The sequence below is a fragment of the Corynebacterium aurimucosum ATCC 700975 genome (genome assembly GCF_000022905.1).
In the GTDB taxonomy this organism is placed as follows: domain Bacteria; phylum Actinomycetota; class Actinomycetes; order Mycobacteriales; family Mycobacteriaceae; genus Corynebacterium; species Corynebacterium aurimucosum_F.
Window position 1 is genome coordinate 803,234 of record NC_012590.1, and the last position, 17,279, is coordinate 820,512.

Annotated in this window: 10 protein-coding genes, 2 rRNA genes and 1 other RNA gene; 11 read left to right on the forward strand and 2 right to left on the reverse strand. The window is 57.2% G+C overall.

Annotated features, from left to right (window positions below; all coding sequences use genetic code 11):
- The first annotated feature begins 7 nt into the window (after nt 1-7).
- Nucleotides 8-364, forward strand: coding sequence for a DUF488 domain-containing protein (locus CAURI_RS03890; RefSeq protein ID WP_010189092.1), 357 nt, complete (start codon nt 8-10; stop codon nt 362-364).
- On the opposite strand, the gene CAURI_RS03895 is transcribed toward CAURI_RS03890, so the two are convergent.
- Complete coding sequence (locus CAURI_RS03895) at nt 361-1,632, reverse strand: SLC5/6 family protein (protein ID WP_010189091.1); 1,272 nt, start codon at nt 1,630-1,632, stop codon at nt 361-363. The two genes, CAURI_RS03890 and CAURI_RS03895, sit on opposite strands and share 4 nt — an antisense overlap.
- 211 nt (nt 1,633-1,843) lie before the next feature.
- Between CAURI_RS03895 and ssrA the strand changes: the two genes are divergently transcribed.
- Nucleotides 1,844-2,223: a transfer-messenger RNA gene (gene ssrA / locus CAURI_RS13370) on the forward strand.
- Nucleotides 2,224-2,280: 57 nt separating this feature from the next.
- On the opposite strand, the gene CAURI_RS03900 is transcribed toward ssrA, so the two are convergent.
- Nucleotides 2,281-3,348, reverse strand: coding sequence for an LLM class flavin-dependent oxidoreductase (locus CAURI_RS03900; RefSeq protein WP_010189089.1), 1,068 nt, complete (start codon nt 3,346-3,348; stop codon nt 2,281-2,283).
- A gap of 203 nt (nt 3,349-3,551) precedes the next feature.
- Here CAURI_RS03900 and CAURI_RS03905 point away from each other — a divergent pair, with 203 nt between their 5' ends.
- The 9 genes from CAURI_RS03905 to CAURI_RS03945 all read left to right on the forward strand — a co-directional run bounded on the left by CAURI_RS03905 (nt 3,552) and on the right by CAURI_RS03945 (nt 17,187).
- On the forward strand, nt 3,552-4,202 hold the full coding sequence (locus CAURI_RS03905) for a DJ-1/PfpI family protein (protein WP_010189086.1): 651 nt from the start codon (nt 3,552-3,554) through the stop codon (nt 4,200-4,202).
- A gap of 267 nt (nt 4,203-4,469) precedes the next feature.
- Nucleotides 4,470-6,140, forward strand: coding sequence for an AbgT family transporter (locus CAURI_RS03910; RefSeq protein ID WP_010189085.1), 1,671 nt, complete (start codon nt 4,470-4,472; stop codon nt 6,138-6,140).
- A 4-nt stretch (nt 6,141-6,144) separates the two neighbouring features.
- Entirely contained in the window at nt 6,145-7,500 is a 1,356-nt protein-coding gene (locus CAURI_RS03915) for a M20 family metallopeptidase (protein ID WP_012714914.1), read from the forward strand.
- Nucleotides 7,501-7,673: 173 nt separating this feature from the next.
- On the forward strand, nt 7,674-8,705 hold the full coding sequence (locus tag CAURI_RS03920; RefSeq protein ID WP_010189079.1) for a siderophore ABC transporter substrate-binding protein: 1,032 nt from the start codon (nt 7,674-7,676) through the stop codon (nt 8,703-8,705).
- Nucleotides 8,706-8,740: 35 nt separating this feature from the next.
- Nucleotides 8,741-9,742 (forward strand): ABC transporter permease, encoded by a 1,002-nt coding sequence (locus tag CAURI_RS03925; protein ID WP_010189074.1) that lies wholly within the window; start codon nt 8,741-8,743, stop codon nt 9,740-9,742.
- 35 nt (nt 9,743-9,777) lie between these two features.
- Complete coding sequence (locus tag CAURI_RS03930) at nt 9,778-10,797, forward strand: iron chelate uptake ABC transporter family permease subunit (RefSeq protein ID WP_010189072.1); 1,020 nt, start codon at nt 9,778-9,780, stop codon at nt 10,795-10,797.
- On the forward strand, nt 10,794-11,549 hold the full coding sequence (locus CAURI_RS03935; RefSeq protein WP_010189070.1) for an iron ABC transporter ATP-binding protein: 756 nt from the start codon (nt 10,794-10,796) through the stop codon (nt 11,547-11,549). Before CAURI_RS03930 ends, CAURI_RS03935 begins: the two co-directional genes overlap by 4 nt.
- 584 nt (nt 11,550-12,133) lie before the next feature.
- Nucleotides 12,134-13,651: ribosomal RNA gene (locus tag CAURI_RS03940) — 16S ribosomal RNA — on the forward strand.
- A gap of 462 nt (nt 13,652-14,113) precedes the next feature.
- A 23S ribosomal RNA gene (locus CAURI_RS03945) occupies nt 14,114-17,187 on the forward strand.
- Together the 16S and 23S rRNA genes form the textbook arrangement of a ribosomal RNA operon.
- Nucleotides 17,188-17,279 lie beyond the last annotated feature (92 nt).

Consider the following 17,279-nt stretch of genomic DNA (forward strand, 5'->3'; position numbering starts at 1 on the left):
GGGAGCCATGATTTACACGGTCAAGGTTCATGACATTATTCGGGGTGACGAGGAACCGCGTGGGGTAGCGGTGCTCGTCGATAAGCTCTGGCCCCGTGGTGTGGCCAAGGAACGTCTCCATTATGAGCACTGGTTCAAGGATGTCGCGCCCAGTCCAGAGCTGCGTAAGTGGTGGGGGCACGATGCTGACACCTTTGAGGAATTTGCCCGGCGCTATCGTGCGGAGCTCGACGAGAATGACGGTAAGGAGCTGGAGCAGCTACGCCAGCTTGCTGTGGCTGGCGACGTCACCCTCCTTTTCGCCGCCAAGGACCGCGAGGTCAACCACGCCACAGTTTTGAAGGCGTGGTTAGAAGAACGCTAGGAGAAAAGGCTCCAGACGGTGGCGCCCACGGCGATGAGACCCGTGATGACAACGAAGACGTTGCTGGGGCGGCCACGGAATTGCTTGAGAGCGTCGATGCGGTTGATGGCATACATCGGCAGCAGATACAGGATCGAGGCGATGAAGGGGCCACCGATGGCCTCGATGAGGCCTAGGATTGACGGATCGATGATGGCCACGACCCACGCGGCCACGAAGATGATGCCGTGCATGATGGAATTGAGTTGCTTCTCCGAGAGCTTCGCGGTGGCGCGTGGCGCGGCGTTGCGCAGCAGGAAGTTGCCGCCTTCCGTAGCTCCCAGCACGTGCCCGAAGTAGGAGGAGATGATGGCGATCATCGCGATGATCGGGGAGAGGAATGCCAAGACCGGAACACCGGTGACGTTGGCCAGGTAGGACAGGACCGGCAGGTTTTGCTCGCGCGCTTCGCTGAGGCCGTCCGCGCCAAGCGTGAGGGTGCAGGACCACACGAAGAACATGGTGAATACGGTGAGCAGAATGGCGGTCAGTGCCAGAGCGCGCGAGGCGTTTTCGGAGCTCTTCTCGCGGCCGTGCGCGGCGACCATGGCCAAGGAGAACTGGGAAATGGCGGGGGAGTGGTTAAAGGAGAAAACCAGCACGGGGATGATGAGGGCGACAGCACCGACGACGCGCCAATCATTGTTGCCCACCTCCATGAAAGAGGCGATATCCCAGCGCGGGATGAGGTAGATGGACAGTGCGCCAAGGCAGAAGATCAGCGGGTAGACCAAGAACTGCGTGACGGCCAGCACCATTCTTTGGCCAAAGGCGAAGACGATGGTCATGATGCCCACGAGGAGGAAGGACAACAGTGGGCGCGGAACCGAGGGCCCGTGCAGCTGGTTGACGATGAAACTATCAACCGTATTGGTGATCGAAACGCCATAAATGAGGACGATGGGGAAGATGGCGCAGAAATAAACCACCGAAATGATAAATCCAGCGCTTTTGCCGAAGTAGTCCGTGACTACCGCGGTGATGTCCTCGCCCTGGCGCGGTGACGCACAAATCATGCGGGCCAGACCGCGGTGGGAGAAGTATGTCATCGGGCCAATCAGAATCGTGGCCACGAGGAGGGGCCAGAAGCCGAAACTGCCTGCGTTGATGGGGAGGAAAAGAATTCCAGCGCCTACGGCGGTGCCGAAGAGCGAGATGGCCCATTCGGTGTTGCTTGCTGGGCGTTTAGCGTCTTGCGTGGAGCTGGTGGTTTCGGTATTTGTGCTCACTTTGCAGCCTTTAACAAAGTAGGAGGATAGGACTCACACACCTTAACAGCGTTTAGGTTGATGTTAATCACAAGGGGGTGCTTATGAAAGCTATGCCTCATGTGGCCTGGGGTGAAGCTTGCGGGAATAGGGGCGGGTGCAGTAGCGTTTAACGAACCGTAGGGCGCATAAAGATGCGCGCTGCGCAGCTTTCACAGCAATGTGTGATCGAGGGGTCGACTTGGTTTCGACTTCGTACATTGAGCCAGGGGAAGCGTGCCGGTGCAGGCTAGAGACCACCGTTAAGCGTCGTAGCAACCAATAAACGCAGAGAAGAACTCTCAGCGTGACTACGCCCTCGCTGCCTAATTACAGCGACGCGTGTCTGTCAGCCTAGGTTTGGTTCCTGACCTAGATCCTGGCATCGACTAAGGAACTTGCCTGACCGGTTTGTTGTTCGGCCGGTTGGGGACTTTGAGAGCAACTGGGCCCATCATCCGGAGCGAGTTTGCCCGAGCCGGAGGGCCGAGTAGAGATCCTGTGCAGACTGCGCACGGAGAAGCCCTGGCGAGGTGACGAAGGACCCGGGTTCAATTCCCGGCGGCTCCACTGAATAGAGAAACCCGCTGGTCATAAAGGCCAGCGGGTTTCTTGTGTGAAGGGGGCGGATTAGTCGATCGGGTAACCGGTGACTGGGCCCTCAGTGTTCGGCTGCCAGCCCAGCGCAGGGGCGACATGGGTGGCGAAGTTCTCTAGAATCTTCACGTTGACGTCCACGCCCATGCCGGTCGGGATGGTGATGAGCAGGGTGTCGGCGGACATCACGGCCGGGTCGGCCTTGAGCTGCTCAATAAGCTTGTCAGGCTCGGCGGCATAGGTGCGGCCGAAGGTGGACGCACCGGCGTCGGGTAGCACGCCCACCTGGTCGGAGCCGGAAGCCTGCATGCCGAACCGCTGCATATCGGCGCCGTCCACGATGGGGAAAATGGAGCGGGAGACGGACACGCGCGGGGCCCAGTCGTGGCCCGCTTCCTTCCAGGCAGCCCGGTAGCGGTTGATCTGGTCCGCCTGGATCTCCCCCAAGGTCTCGGCGGTGGTCTCGGAAACCAGGGTGGAAGACATCAGGTTCAGCCCGTCCTTGGCAGTCTGCTCTGCCGACGCGTGAGTGCCCGAACCGTAGAAGATGTGCTTGCGCAGCTCCGGCGCCATGGGGAAGACAGGGAGGGCGGAGCCGGGCTGGAACATATTCGGGTACTGGCGGTCCAGGGGAGCGGCTGTGGCAAACCCGTTGCCGTCCACCGCGGTCATGAACGCCTCGAGGTGGGCCCGCGCCACGTCCGCGCCGTTGGGGGCCTCGCCCTTGTAGCCGAAAGCTTCCCAACCGCGCTCGGCAACCTCCGGGGCGCCGCGCGAGACGCCCAAGGCCACGCGGCCGCCGGAGAGCTGGTAGAGGGAGGCGGCCTCTTCGGCGAGGTAGAGCGGGTTTTCGTAGCGCATGTCGATAACGCCGGTGCCCACCTCAATGTTTTTGGTGGTGGCGGCGACTGCGCCGAGCAGCGGCATTGGGGCTGAGGCTTGCGGTACGAAGTGGTGGACGCGGAAAGACGCGTTGTTCACGCCGATCTCATCTGCCGCCTGGGCGATTTCCAGGTGGATCTTCGCGACTTTTTCCGCGGATGGGCCGCGCTGGCCGCCGAATGCGTAGTGTCCGAAGCTTAAGAATCCGAATGCTTTCATTGGTTAAGTACTCCCATTGGTGACATATCAACAACTAGAGTAGTGGCTCGTGTGCAAATTGTCACGGCCAAAGGCATGCTCCGCTACAAACCCCAACTAGGCAGTGCTCTAACTGCGGTTTCTTTGTGTGTGGAGCCGCCGGGAATTGAACCCGGGTCCCAGATGCTCGTCGGTGTTCGTGTGAGCTGCTTTAGGATGGCCGCATGGATACCGAACCTCTCCGCATTGCAGTCGTCTTGTTTGAGGGCTTTGAGCTTCTCGACGTCTTCGGGCCCGTCCAGCTGCTTCAAGTTGTCTCCGAGGTCACCGTTGTCTTTGCAGGGCCGGATGGCGAGCCAGTTGCTAGCTCTCAGGGCGTGGAAGTGGTGCCGACAATCTCTTATGAGCGGGTTGAGCCGACCGACGCGCTCCTCGTGCCCGGTGGCAAAGGAACCCGGCAGCTCGTGGAAGACGAATCTTTTCTGTCGTGGCTTCGTGGGGTGGGCGCACAGGCGCCTTGGGTTGCCTCCGTGTGCACGGGTTCTGCGGTCCTGGCGGCGGCGGGGCTCTTGGAGGGCTACGCCGCAACAAGCAATAAGCGTGCGTTTGCGTGGGCGAGCTCCTTCGGGGAGTCCGTGACTTGGAAGCCCAAGGCGCGGTGGGTGCAGGACCGTAATCGGTGGACTTCCTCAGGTGTGGCGGCAGGGGTGGATATGACGGTCGCGCTCATTGCGCACCTCACTTCCGAAGTTGTTGCCATCGACGCTGCCAACTTTGCAGAATATGAGCCACACCGCGACAGCGGGTGGGATCCTTTCGCGCGGATAAACGGGCTGGTGCCCTCGAGCGGCGGCGAAGCCGAGCGGAGGCTGTGACGTTCGGGCAATCTGACGACGCTCACGGTAGATAAGGTGCTAAAAACTGGCGATTTTTGGCCACTATTTACCGTGGGCGTAGTTGGGGAGAGCCTGTGGGTGTGTAGAGGTGGGCGGCCGGAGAGGAAGCGGCGTCGGAGGGGGTCTGGCCGAACAAAAAGTGACGCGGGGCAAAAATATTTGTTACCCAAGTTACATTCCCGTGGTAGCCTTTTCCCAACAGTGTGACGTGGAGCACTGGGACTGACCCCTACGACAGGAGTACCCATGAACAGCCCATCCAATGCAGCGCCACAAGGCGGCGCTGGTACCACGGAGAAGTCAAAAGCAAATCCCGCCAAGGCTGAGCAAAAATCGAGCCAACAGTCCGGCGGGGGAATGCTGGATAGGTTCCTCAATGGTGTTGAGTACATCGGCAACAAGCTGCCGGAGCCCTTCACCATCTTCCTGATTCTTTTCCTCATTACCGGCGTTCTCTCCACCATCATGGCCAAGATGGGCGTGGAGATTAAGGTTCCCGGATCGGATGAGATCCAGCCGGTCAAAGGCTTGTTCACCGGTGAGGGGCTGACGTGGTTCACCACGACAATGGGTGAGAACTACATCAACTTCCCGCCGCTGGTGACGGTGCTGCCCATCATGCTGGCGGTGGGTGTGGCGGAGCGTTCCGGCATTCTCTCTGCGTTGATTCGCAAGCTCTTCGGGTCCGCGAAGCCGTGGCTGCTTCCCTACGCAGTCGGCGTTATCGGTGTGACCGCCTCCGTCATGGCGGACGCGGCCTTCGTTATCGTTCCGCCGCTGGCCGCGATGGTCTTCAAGGCAGCGGGCCGCCACCCGGTGGCGGGTCTGATTGGCGGCTTCGCCGCCGTGGGTGCGGGCTATTCCACCGCCTTGGTGCCTACCTCCCTGGATGCGCTCTTTGCCGGTATTACGACCGCGGTCATGGATACCCTGCCGAATACCGAGTTCGCTCCGGTTAACGCCATGTCGAATTACTACTTCAACGTGGCCTCTTCCATCGTGCTCGGTGTGCTTGCCGGCTTCATCATCGATAAGGTCATCGAGCCGCGCATGTGGAAGCAGGAAGTCCCCACCGAGGAAGACATCGATCCCGAGGACGCCGCTGAGCGCGGCGACCGTGACGAGAACGGCGAAGAACTCACCGCTGAACTGCGCCCGGCCGAATCCAAGGGTCTCATCTGGTCCGGTGTGGCCACGGTCATCCTCACCGCCATCATTCTCTTCGCAGTTCTTCTGCCGGAATCGCCGTGGCGCAATGAAGAGGGCGGCTTCTTGCCCAAGTCCCCGCTGCTGAACTCCATCGTCTTTATCGTGTTCGCCTACTTCTTGGTGCTCGGCGTGGTCTACGGCAAGGTCGTCGGCACGGTCAAGGGCATCACCGATGTCGTGAACATGATGATTGGCGCGCTCAAGGACATGATGAGCTTCCTTATCCTGGCGTTCATCCTTGGCCAGTTCGTGGCTCTCTTCGCCTGGACCGGTATCGGTACCTTCACTGCGGTGAAGGGGGCTGCCTTCCTAGAATCCATCGGGTTGACGGGCTTCCCAGCTATCTTTGCCTTCATCGTCCTTGCGTCCTGCTTGAACCTGCTGATTATTTCCGGTTCCTCCATGTGGACGCTCATGGCGGCGGTCTTCGTGCCCATGTTTGCCTTGCTGGGCTATGAGCCGGCGTTTATTCAGGGCGCGTTCCGCGTGGGTGATTCCGCAACCCAGATCATCACTCCGCTGAACCCGTACATGATCGTCATGCTCGGCTTCCTCCAGCGCTATGAACGCGACGCAGGTCTGGGAACGCTAATGTCGCGTCTCGTGCCCTTCGTGGTCCCATTCTTTACCGCGTGGGCGATCTTGCTGGCCATCTGGTTCTACGTCGATCTTCCGCTGGGGCCGGGCAACAACGTCATGATTGGTTAAATGCATGAATCAACGCAACAATCCATCGACAGCGTATTTGGAAGCGATGGAGGAGGGCGTCGCAAAGCGCGTGGCGTCTGCAGCACCACCGGAAAAACAGGGAGAGGATTACCCAGGCCAGGCGAAGCTCTGGGACGCGGCGGCCGCGCGGGCTGAGGTCTTGCGGGAGAGGGCCGCGCACATCGTCGCGGATCTGCACGCTCACCCTGAAACGGCCTTCGAGGAGCATCGCTCCATGGCGGTGCTCGCGGACATCGTTGAAGGGCATGGCTTTTTGACGCGCCGCGGAGTCTATGGTGTGGAGACCGCCTTCGAGGCCTCGTGGCAGAGCGCGGATTTCGAACCCGAGCGGCATCCCACCGTGGCCATCCTGGCGGAATACGATGCCCTGCCCCAGATTGGGCACGCGTGCGGGCACAACGTCATTGCCGCAGCGGGCGTTACTGGATTCTTGGCGGTTACTGCCGTGCTAGACGACGCCCCTGCCGTGTCCGGCCGCATCCTCCTCCAGGGAACCCCGGCGGAGGAGGGCCATTCCGGCAAGGAATACATGATTCGCGGCGGAAGTCTTGAAGGCGTGGACGCCGCGGTGATGATCCATGGCTTCGGCTACGACATCGGCGCGCATGCCTGGGTGGGTCGGCGCATTCTGCGGGTTCGTTATCGCGGCGTGGCCGCGCATGCCAGCTCCCAGCCCTTCATGGGGCGCAATGCGCTCGATGCTGCGAGCCTGGCCTACCAGGGGATTGGTCTTATGCGGCAGCAAATGCCGCCATCGGATCGCGTGCACGCCATCATGAGCGGTGGCGATCGCCCTTCGATCATTCCGAGCGAGGCGGAGATGACTATTTACGTGCGCTCGTTGGGGACGCGCACACTCATGGATCTTTCCACCAGGGTGGAGGAGATTGTCCGTGGCGCCGCACTCATGGCCGGTGTTGATGTGGACGTGGAGTGGGATGAGCACCCGATGACCCTGCCCGTGCGCAATAATGAGGCGCTGGTGGATCGGTGGTCAGCCACGCAGGCGCGCCGGGGGCGCACCGCGCTGCCTGCTGGGACGGTGCCGGATACGGTGGCCGCATCGACTGACTTTGGCAATGTCTCTCACCTCGTGCCGGGCCTGCATCCAATGGTGCAGGTTTCACCCACCGACGTGGCTCTGCACACGGAGGACTTTGCCCGCTGGGCGGCCACACCGCAGGCGGTGGATGCGGCTGTCGACTCGGCGGCGGGATTGGCGCAGGTAACGCTAGATTTTTTGGCGGATAAGGAATTCCGCAGGGCAGCGCGACAGGACTTCGATAGGGAAGGGCCTGTGGCGGTTAGTGATCTGCTTGCAGAGAAGGGGGAGGGCTAAGCGTAAATATTTTGTTCTAAAAGGCATGTCAAGGGGTATCGCGCGGCAGTCTGTCACCCCCGTCGTGAATTAGAAAACATAAGCGTGCTTGAAGGTAAGCCTTACTTGAGTTAGGTTTAGCGGCGTCATCATTTGCCAACTGTGGTTAGCCACACCTAATATGCAAGGAAGATATGTTTACTCTAACTCGCCGTGCCTCGCGCAAAACCGCCGCCAAAGTTGCCGCCACTCTCTCGGTCGCAGCGCTTGCTCTCACCGGCTGCTCTTCTAGCCAGTCTGAGGAGACTGCTGAGCCAACCGAATCCGCGGCGGCAGGCGCTTCCACCATCACCCTGGATGATAACTTCGGCTCGAAGGAAATCACCCTCCCGGTGGAGAACCCTGCGGTGACGGATAACCGCGCCTTCTCTATCTTGGCGCAGTGGGATATTGACCTTGCTGCCGCACCGCTGAACCTGGTGCCAAAGTCCCTTCGTGATACCTACAACGAGGACACGGTCCAGGTAAACCTGGGCTCCCACAAGGATCCGGACCTCGAAAGCCTCGTAGCAGCGGACCCGGATCTCGTGTGGAACGGCCAGCGCTTCGAGCAGTACCAGGAAGACATCGAGAAGCTGCTTGAGGATGTCCCGGTCGTTGATTTCGAGCCGCGCGATGATGAAGACTTCTTCGACGAGCTCAAGCGCCACACTGAGGCACTGGGCCAGGTTTTCGGCCACGAAGAGGATGCTGCGAAGCTCATCGAGGATTTCGACGCCGCTGCTGAGCGTGCTAAGAAGGCCTACAACCCAGAGCAGAAGGTCATGGCTGTGAACACCTCTGGCGGCGAAATCGGCTACATCGCTCCCGGTATCGGGCGCGTGTATGGCCCGGTCTTTGAGCTGCTTGGCCTGACCCCGGCCCTGGAGGTGTCCAACGCCTCCGATGACCACGAGGGTGACGACATCTCCGTTGAGGCCATTGCCGAGTCCAACCCGGATTGGATCCTCGTTATGGACCGTGACTCCGCTATCTCCAAGGAAGGCGAGGATGTCACCCCGGGCGAGAAGCTGGTCAAGGACAACGCGGCGCTTCAGAACGTCACCGCTGTGAAGGAAGGCAACGTTTACGTGGCGCCGACTGATACCTACATTGATGAGTCCATCATCACCTACACCGAGATCTTGAACGCGCTTGCCGACGCCTTCGAGAAGGCCAACGCCTAAGCAACTCTTTCGGCAGCCAAGGAGGAGACTAAACCGTGACGGTGAAGAGCAGCGCTCCGGCCGAGCACTCAGCTATAAGCCGGCGTAACTCCCGCGGACCCGTGCTGACCTGGAAGCTAGGCCTCGGCGTGCTCGCTGTCATCGCACTGCTCCTCCTTTCGCTTATGGTGGGGGAATACAGCATCCTCAATAATGAGGACGGCTGGGAGATGTTCTTCACCACCCGCATACCGCGCACCGTGGCGCTCGTCTTGGCGGGTGCTGCGATGGCGATGAGCGGTTTGGTTATGCAGCTGCTGACCCAAAACCGCTTCGTGGAACCCACGACGACGGGAACCACCGAGTGGGCCGGACTGGGCCTGCTCTTTTCGCTTATCCTTTTCCCGCACTCATCCGTGCTGGTGAAGATGGTTATTTCGGTCGTTTTTGCGTTCGTGGGAACCATGGTGTTTTTCGCGTTTCTGCGCCGTGTGGCGCTGCGCTCCTCACTCATTGTGCCGATTATTGGCATTATGTTGGGCGCCGTCGTCAGCGCAGTGTCTTCCTACGTGGCGCTAGCGACGGATACCTTGCAGCAGCTCGGAATCTGGTTCATGGGATCCTTTACCTCTGTCTATGAGGGACAATACGAGGTCCTGTGGATCGTGCTGCTGGTTTTGCTGGCGGTGTATTTCTACGCTGACAAGCTCACCGTCGCGGGGCTGGGGGAGGATATTGCCACCAATATCGGTCTGAATTACCAGCGCATGATTCTGTTGGGAACTGGGCTTATCGCGGTGGCGACGGGTGTCGTCACCGTCGTCGTTGGCTCCCTGCCGTTCCTTGGGCTCATCGTTCCCAACGTAGTGAGCATGTTGCGCGGTGATGACCTGCGCTCTAACCTCCCGTGGGTCTGCCTGCTCGGCATCGCCACGGTGACCTTGTGTGACCTCATTGGCCGCACTATTATCTCCCCGTTTGAGATGCCCGTATCAGTCATCCTGGGTGTTGTCGGTGCTATCGTATTCGTCGTCTTGATCGTGAGGTCGACCAAGTGAGCTTAAGTGTCTCTACCCCTACGACGAAGGAACCTGTGCAAACGTCACGTGCTCGGCGAAACGTGGGTAGCTTTCAGTCTGCTGCTGCGGCACGAAAGTACTGGATCATCCTCGTTGCCTTGATTGTTGCTGGTCTGGTCTTCGCCTTCGGGCTTTTGGCCTATGACAACCCCATGGATTTTGGCACCCGCAAGTGGTGGCTCATTGCGCGTCGCCGAGCTGATGCGGTGACGGCCATGGCGATTGTCGCCGTATGCCAATCCGTGGCCACAGTGGCTTTCCATACCGTGACGAATAACCGGATCCTCACTCCCTCCATCGTGGGGTTTGAGTCCTTATACGTAGCGATTAATACAGCCACGATCTTTTTCCTTGGTGCCACCGGCCTAACTCAGGCCCGCAACATGGGAACCTTCCTTGTGCAGCTTGTGCTCATGGTGGGTCTATCCCTCGTGCTGTACTCCTGGCTGCTGACTAGCCGCCGCAACAACATGCATGCGATGTTGCTCGTTGGCATCATTATCGGTGGAGGCTTGGGTTCTCTCTCGACGTTTATGCAGCGCATGCTCACACCCAGTGAATTCGACGTTCTCACCGCGCGGCTCTTCGGTTCCGTGAACAACGCGGAGAGTGAGTACTATCCCATCGCCATACCGATGGTCCTCGCGGTGACACTGCTGATGTACCTGAACTCCCGCCAGCTCAACGTCCTGGCCTTGGGGCGTGATGCCGCGACGAACCTTGGCGTTAACCACAAGGTCAATGCAATCTACACGCTGATTTTGGTCTCCATTCTTATGGCGACAAGCACCGCTCTCGTTGGGCCCATGACGTTCCTTGGCTTCCTCGTGGCCACCTTGGCTTACCAGGCAGCAGAGACGTACGATCACCGCTTTTTGTTCCCAATGGCAGTTGCCACGGCCTTCGCTGTGCTCACCGGCGCCTACTTCCTCATGCAGCACGTCTTCTACGCGCAGGGCGTGGTCTCCATCATTATTGAGCTAGTGGGCGGCAGCGTCTTCCTTCTGGTTATTCTGCGAAAGGGCAAGCTGTGATCAAGCTTTCCAATGTTTCGAAGTCCTACTCCGGCGAGACCAACATCGGTCCGATCGATTTGGAGATCCCCTCCGGCGGTATTACCGCGCTGATTGGGCCGAATGGCGCAGGTAAGTCCACGATGCTGACGATGATTGGCCGGCTTCTCGACGTCGACGAGGGCACCATCGAGGTCGCCGGTTACGACGTGTCCTCCACGAAGTCGCAGGACCTGGCGAAGATCCTCTCCATCCTGCGCCAGGAGAACCACTTCATTACCAAGCTGACAGTGCGCCAGCTGGTGAGCTTCGGCCGTTTCCCCTACTCGAAGGGACGCCTGAGCGCGGAGGATGAAGAGATAGTCTCGCGCTACATCGACTTCTTCCACTTGCGTGAATTGGAGAACCGCTACCTTGATGAGCTGTCCGGCGGGCAGCGCCAGCGCGCATACGTAGCGATGGTGCTCTGCCAGGAAACGGACTACGTGCTTCTCGACGAGCCCCTCAACAACCTTGACATCTCACACTCCGTGGAGATGATGAAGCATTTGCGGAAGGCCGCCAAGGAATTCGGGCGGACGATCATCATCGTTCTCCATGACATCAACTTCGCTGCTCGTTATGCCGACCATATTTGTGCGGCCAAGGATGGAAGCATCGTTTCTTTCGGCAGTCCGGAGGAGATCATGCGCGATGAGATTCTCACGCCCATCTTCGAAACCCCAATCACCGTTATCGATGGCCCGGATGGGCTGTTGGCCTGTTACCACTAGCTATTAACATTCAAGGGGACAGCCCGACAGTCAAAACCGCCCCAGGAAGAGCGTCAAAAAGTGCATCTTCCTGGGGATTTGTTGTTTGTTGGGGGTGTGCGTATATTTATCGGGGTCGCCGCGAGGTAGCCGGGAGGTTAACTGGTGGTAGATGTTCGGGCAATGGTTGTTCGGCGGGTTTGACTTTGGTTGAGCTTGTTGGGTAAGGTTGTTCGGGCCGCTGCAAGAGGGTTAACGTTTGGTTAATTTTTGTTGTGGTGTGCGGATGATGTTTGAGAACTCAATAGTGTGCCAATGTACTTTTTGTTGGTTGATTTTTTGTTCTGGCCGTGTTGTGTCGTATGTATGGCACGGTTGGTGTATGCCGGATGGCGCTTTTCCTTTAAGCGGCGTCATTGTAAATAACATAAGTTGTTTGGGCATATGGTTTAAATCTTCTAACTAGGCCAGCCTCTTTTTTGCCCCGTCGGGTTGGGGGTTGGTTTTTGGATTTTTTCTTTATGTAATTTTTGGATAGCCAGTTCAGGCCTTGTGGTCTGTTGTGGTTTGTCTTTTTGACTAGGTTTGGGCTTTTCACGGCCTTTTTTGTGGAGAGTTTGATCCTGGCTCAGGACGAACGCTGGCGGCGTGCTTAACACATGCAAGTCGAACGGAAAGGCCTCAGCTTGCTGGGGTACTCGAGTGGCGAACGGGTGAGTAACACGTGGGTGATCTGCCTTGCACTCTGGGATAAGCTTGGGAAACTGGGTCTAATACCGGATATGAACTGCCTTTAGTGTGGTGGTTGGAAAGTTTTTTCGGTGCAAGATGAGCTCGCGGCCTATCAGCTTGTTGGTGGGGTAATGGCCTACCAAGGCGTCGACGGGTAGCCGGCCTGAGAGGGTGTACGGCCACATTGGGACTGAGATACGGCCCAGACTCCTACGGGAGGCAGCAGTGGGGAATATTGCACAATGGGCGGAAGCCTGATGCAGCGACGCCGCGTGGGGGATGACGGCCTTCGGGTTGTAAACTCCTTTCGACAGGGACGAAGCGTTATGTGACGGTACCTGTATAAGAAGCACCGGCTAACTACGTGCCAGCAGCCGCGGTAATACGTAGGGTGCGAGCGTTGTCCGGAATTACTGGGCGTAAAGAGCTCGTAGGTGGTTTGTCGCGTCGTCTGTGAAATTCCGGGGCTTAACTTCGGGCGTGCAGGCGATACGGGCATAACTTGAGTGCTGTAGGGGAGACTGGAATTCCTGGTGTAGCGGTGAAATGCGCAGATATCAGGAGGAACACCGATGGCGAAGGCAGGTCTCTGGGCAGTTACTGACGCTGAGGAGCGAAAGCATGGGTAGCAAACAGGATTAGATACCCTGGTAGTCCATGCCGTAAACGGTGGGCGCTAGGTGTAGGGGGCTTCCACGTCTTCTGTGCCGTAGCTAACGCATTAAGCGCCCCGCCTGGGGAGTACGGCCGCAAGGCTAAAACTCAAAGGAATTGACGGGGGCCCGCACAAGCGGCGGAGCATGTGGATTAATTCGATGCAACGCGAAGAACCTTACCTGGGCTTGACATACACCAGATTGCTGCAGAGATGTAGTGTCCCTTGTGGTTGGTGTACAGGTGGTGCATGGTTGTCGTCAGCTCGTGTCGTGAGATGTTGGGTTAAGTCCCGCAACGAGCGCAACCCTTGTCTTATGTTGCCAGCATTTGGTTGGGGACTCATGAGAGACTGCCGGGGTTAACTCGGAGGAAGGTGGGGATGACGTCAAATCATCATGCCCCTTATGTCCAGGGCTTCACACATGCTACAATGGTCGGTACAACGCGCAGCGACACTGTGAGGTGGAGCGAATCGCTGAAAGCCGGCCTTAGTTCGGATTGGGGTCTGCAACTCGACCCCATGAAGTCGGAGTCGCTAGTAATCGCAGATCAGCAACGCTGCGGTGAATACGTTCCCGGGCCTTGTACACACCGCCCGTCACGTCATGAAAGTTGGTAACACCCGAAGCCAGTGGCCTAAACTTGTTAGGGAGCTGTCGAAGGTGGGATCGGCGATTGGGACGAAGTCGTAACAAGGTACCCGTACCGGAAGGTGCGGGTGGATCACCTCCTTTCTAAGGAGCATTTTATGTGGCACCAGTTGGTGCTTATAGCCATGAGTTTGTTTCATGGTGTGGTGGTTGAGTAAACAAAAGTTTTGCTGCCACCGTAAGTTAATCGGGTGGAGATACATCTTAACCAGAATAATTATTTAGCTAACGCGGCACTTGTTGAGTGTCTGTTTTTAAAAAAAGTACGTGGTGCATTGTTGGGTGTCTGGGGCATTGTTCCCTGGTTGTAACCCACATAAGTTTCAGTAACTGCTTTGCCTTTTAGGGGTGTGGTTGTTGGGTTGTGTGGGGTGTTGTGTGAGAACTGTATAGTGGACGCGAGCATTAAACCATGTGCTTGCCATCTTCTTTTGTGTTGGTGGTGGGTTGTGGTTTGTGTGATTTCTTTGTTCTTTTGTGTTTTGTGTGTTCACACCAGCACGGTTTGACTTCCGCCATGTTTGTGGTGGTTGTTGTGTTGGTTGTGTGTTCGTTATTTAGGGCGCATGGTGGATGCCTTGGCATGCTGAGCCGATGAAGGACGTGTAAGGCTGCGTTAAGCCTCGGGGAGTTGTCAATAAAGCGTTGATCCGAGGATGTCCGAATGGGGAAACCTGGCACCTGTTATGGGGTGTTACCCTTCAGTGAATTCATAGCTGTTGTGGGGGTTTACGCGGGGAAGTGAAACATCTCAGTACCCGTAGGAGAAGAAAATAAAATTATGATTCTGCTAGTAGTGGCGAACGAACGTGGATGAGGCTAAACCGTGTGCATGTGATACTTGGTAGGGGTTGTGTGTGCGGTGTTGTGGGCCCCAATGGGCGGTGACTACCATCATCGTGCTTGTGTGTTGTTGTTAGGTGAAGTGGTGTGGAAACGCCGACCGTAGAGGGTGATAGTCCCGTAGTTGAAGGCTTCAATGTGCAAGTTGTTGGGTTGCCCGAGTAGCAGCGGGCTCGTGGAATCTGCTGTGAATCTGCCGGGACCACCCGGTAAGCCTAAATACTCAGTGTGACCGATAGTGTATTAGTACCGTGAGGGAATGGTGAAAAGTACCCCGGGAGGGGAGTGAAATAGTTCCTGAAACCATGTGCTTACAATCCGTCAGAGCACCTTTTTGTGTGTGATGGCGTGCCTTTTGAAGAATGAGCCTGCGAGTCAGCGGCATGTCGCGAGGTTAACCCGTGTGGGGTAGCCGTAGGGAAACCGAATCCTAATGGGGTGTTGTCAGTGGCATGTCCTGGACCCGAAGCGGGGTGATCTACCCATGGCCAGTGTGAAGCAGTAGTAAGATGCTGTGGAGGCGCGAACCCACGTAGGTTGAAAACTGCGGGGATGAGCTGTGGGTAGGGGTGAAAGGCCAATCAAACTCCGTGATAGCTGGTTCTCCCCGAAATGCATTTAGGTGCAGCGTCGCATTAGCTTGGTGGAGGTAGAGCTACTGGTTGGTTGAGCGGGACTACAATCTTAGCAATGTCAGCCAAACTCCGAATGCCATCAATTGTGTTGTGCGGCAGTGAGACTGTGGGGGATAAGCTTCATAGTCGAGAGGGAAACAGCCCAGATCGCCGGTTAAGGCCCCTAAGGGTGTGCTAAGTGGAAAAGGATGTGGGATCGCGAAGACAGCCAGGAGGTTGGCTTAGAAGCAGCCATCCTTGAAAGAGTGCGTAATAGCTCACTGGTCGAGTGGTCCTGCGCCGACAATGTAGTGGGGCTCAAGCACACCGCCGAAGCCGCGGCAATACTTTTTGTATTGGGTAGGGGAGCGTCGTGCATGTGTTGAAGCGTTACCGTGAGGAGGCGTGGAGTGTGTGCGAGTGAGAATGCAGGCATGAGTAACGAATTGGAAGGTGAGAATCCTTCCCGCCGGTTGACTAAGGGTTCCTGGGTCAAGTTCGTCTTCCCAGGGTGAGTCGGGACCTAAGGCGAGGCCGACAGGCGTAGTCGATGGATAACCAGTTGATATTCTGGTACCCGTATATCCGCGCCCATGATGAAGCACTGATACTAACCACCGCGGATGCGACTGGGGTGTTCTTTGAACACGTTGGTTGTTGATGTCGTGGGGCCTGATGTGTGGTTCAAGTGATGGGGTGACACAGTGTAGTAGCCATGCCGCTGAGTGGATTGTTGGTGTAAGCGTGTGAGGTGGTGTGTAGGCAAATCCGCACACCGAGTAAGCCTGAGGCGTGATGCGTAGCCCATTGGGGTGAAGTTGGTGATCTAGTACTGTCGAGAAAAGCCTCTAGCGATGTGGATGTATGGCCCGTACCCTAAACCGACACAGGTGGTCAGGTTGAAAATACTAAGGCGTTCGGGTGAACTGTGGTTAAGGAACTCGGCAAAATGCCCCCGTAACTTCGGGAGAAGGGGGACCACACGACTTAAGCCAACCAAAGCGTTGGTGTGGGTTGTGGGGTCGCAGAGAATAGAGGGAAGCGACTGTTTATCAAAAACACAGGTCCATGCGAAGACGTTAAGTTGATGTATATGGACTGACGCCTGCCCGGTGCTGGAAGGTTAAGAGGACCGGTTAGTAGTCTTTGACTGCGAAGCTGAGAATTTAAGCCCCAGTAAACGGCGGTGGTAACTATAACCATCCTAAGGTAGCGAAATTCCTTGTCGGGTAAGTTCCGACCTGCACGAATGGCGTAACGACTTCTCTGCTGTCTCAACCACAGGCCCGGTGAAATTGCACTACGAGTAAAGATGCTCGTTACGCGCGGCAGGACGAAAAGACCCCGGGACCTTCACTATAGCTTGGTATTGGTGTTCGGTTCGGTTTGTGTAGGATAGGTGGGAGACTGTGATGCATGCACGCCAGTGTGTGTGGAGTCGTTGTTGAAATACCACTCTGATCGGATTGGATGTCTAACCTTGGCCCATGATCTGGGTTGGGGACAGTGCCTGGTGGGTAGTTTAACTGGGGCGGTTGCCTCCCAAAATGTAACGGAGGCGCCCAAAGGTTCCCTCAGCCTGGTTGGCAATCAGGTGGTGAGTGTAAGTGCACAAGGGAGCTTGACTGTGAGACAGACATGTCGAACAGGGACGAAAGTCGGGACTAGTGATCCGGCACCTACTTGTGGATGTGGTGTCGCTCAACGGATAAAAGGTACCCCGGGGATAACAGGCTGATCTTCCCCAAGAGTCCATATCGACGGGATGGTTTGGCACCTCGATGTCGGCTCGTCGCATCCTGGGGCTGGAGTAGGTCCCAAGGGTTGGGCTGTTCGCCCATTAAAGCGGCACGCGAGCTGGGTTCAGAACGTCGTGAGACAGTTCGGTCTCTATCCGCCGCGCGCGTTGAAACTTGAAGAAGGCTGTCCCTAGTACGAGAGGACCGGGACGGACGTACCTCTAGTGTGCCAGTTGTTCCGCCAGGAGCATGGCTGGTTGGCTACGTACGGAAGGGATAACCGCTGAAAGCATCTAAGCGGGAAGCCTGTTTTAAGATGAGGTTTCATTTGAGGTCCCCCAAAGACGATGGGGTTGATAGGCCAGACCTGGACGCACCGCAAGGTGTGAAGGCTACTGGTACTAATAGACCAAAACAAACACACACACCCATCTAGGGTGTGTTGACAACAAAACATGACAAACAACTATCACACTGTCGCTTGCGTCCACTACACAGTATCTGACACAACACCAG

Coding starts and splice junctions, on each gene's coding strand:
- CAURI_RS03910 (WP_010189085.1), top strand. CDS start 4,470: ATGAACAGCCCATCCAATGCAGCGCCACAAGGCGGCGCTGGTACCACG.
- CAURI_RS03900 (WP_010189089.1), bottom strand. CDS start 3,348: ATGAAAGCATTCGGATTCTTAAGCTTCGGACACTACGCATTCGGCGGC.
- CAURI_RS03915 (WP_012714914.1), top strand. CDS start 6,145: ATGAATCAACGCAACAATCCATCGACAGCGTATTTGGAAGCGATGGAG.
- CAURI_RS03890 (WP_010189092.1), top strand. CDS start 8: ATGATTTACACGGTCAAGGTTCATGACATTATTCGGGGTGACGAGGAA.
- CAURI_RS03905 (WP_010189086.1), top strand. CDS start 3,552: ATGGATACCGAACCTCTCCGCATTGCAGTCGTCTTGTTTGAGGGCTTT.
- CAURI_RS03920 (WP_010189079.1), top strand. CDS start 7,674: ATGTTTACTCTAACTCGCCGTGCCTCGCGCAAAACCGCCGCCAAAGTT.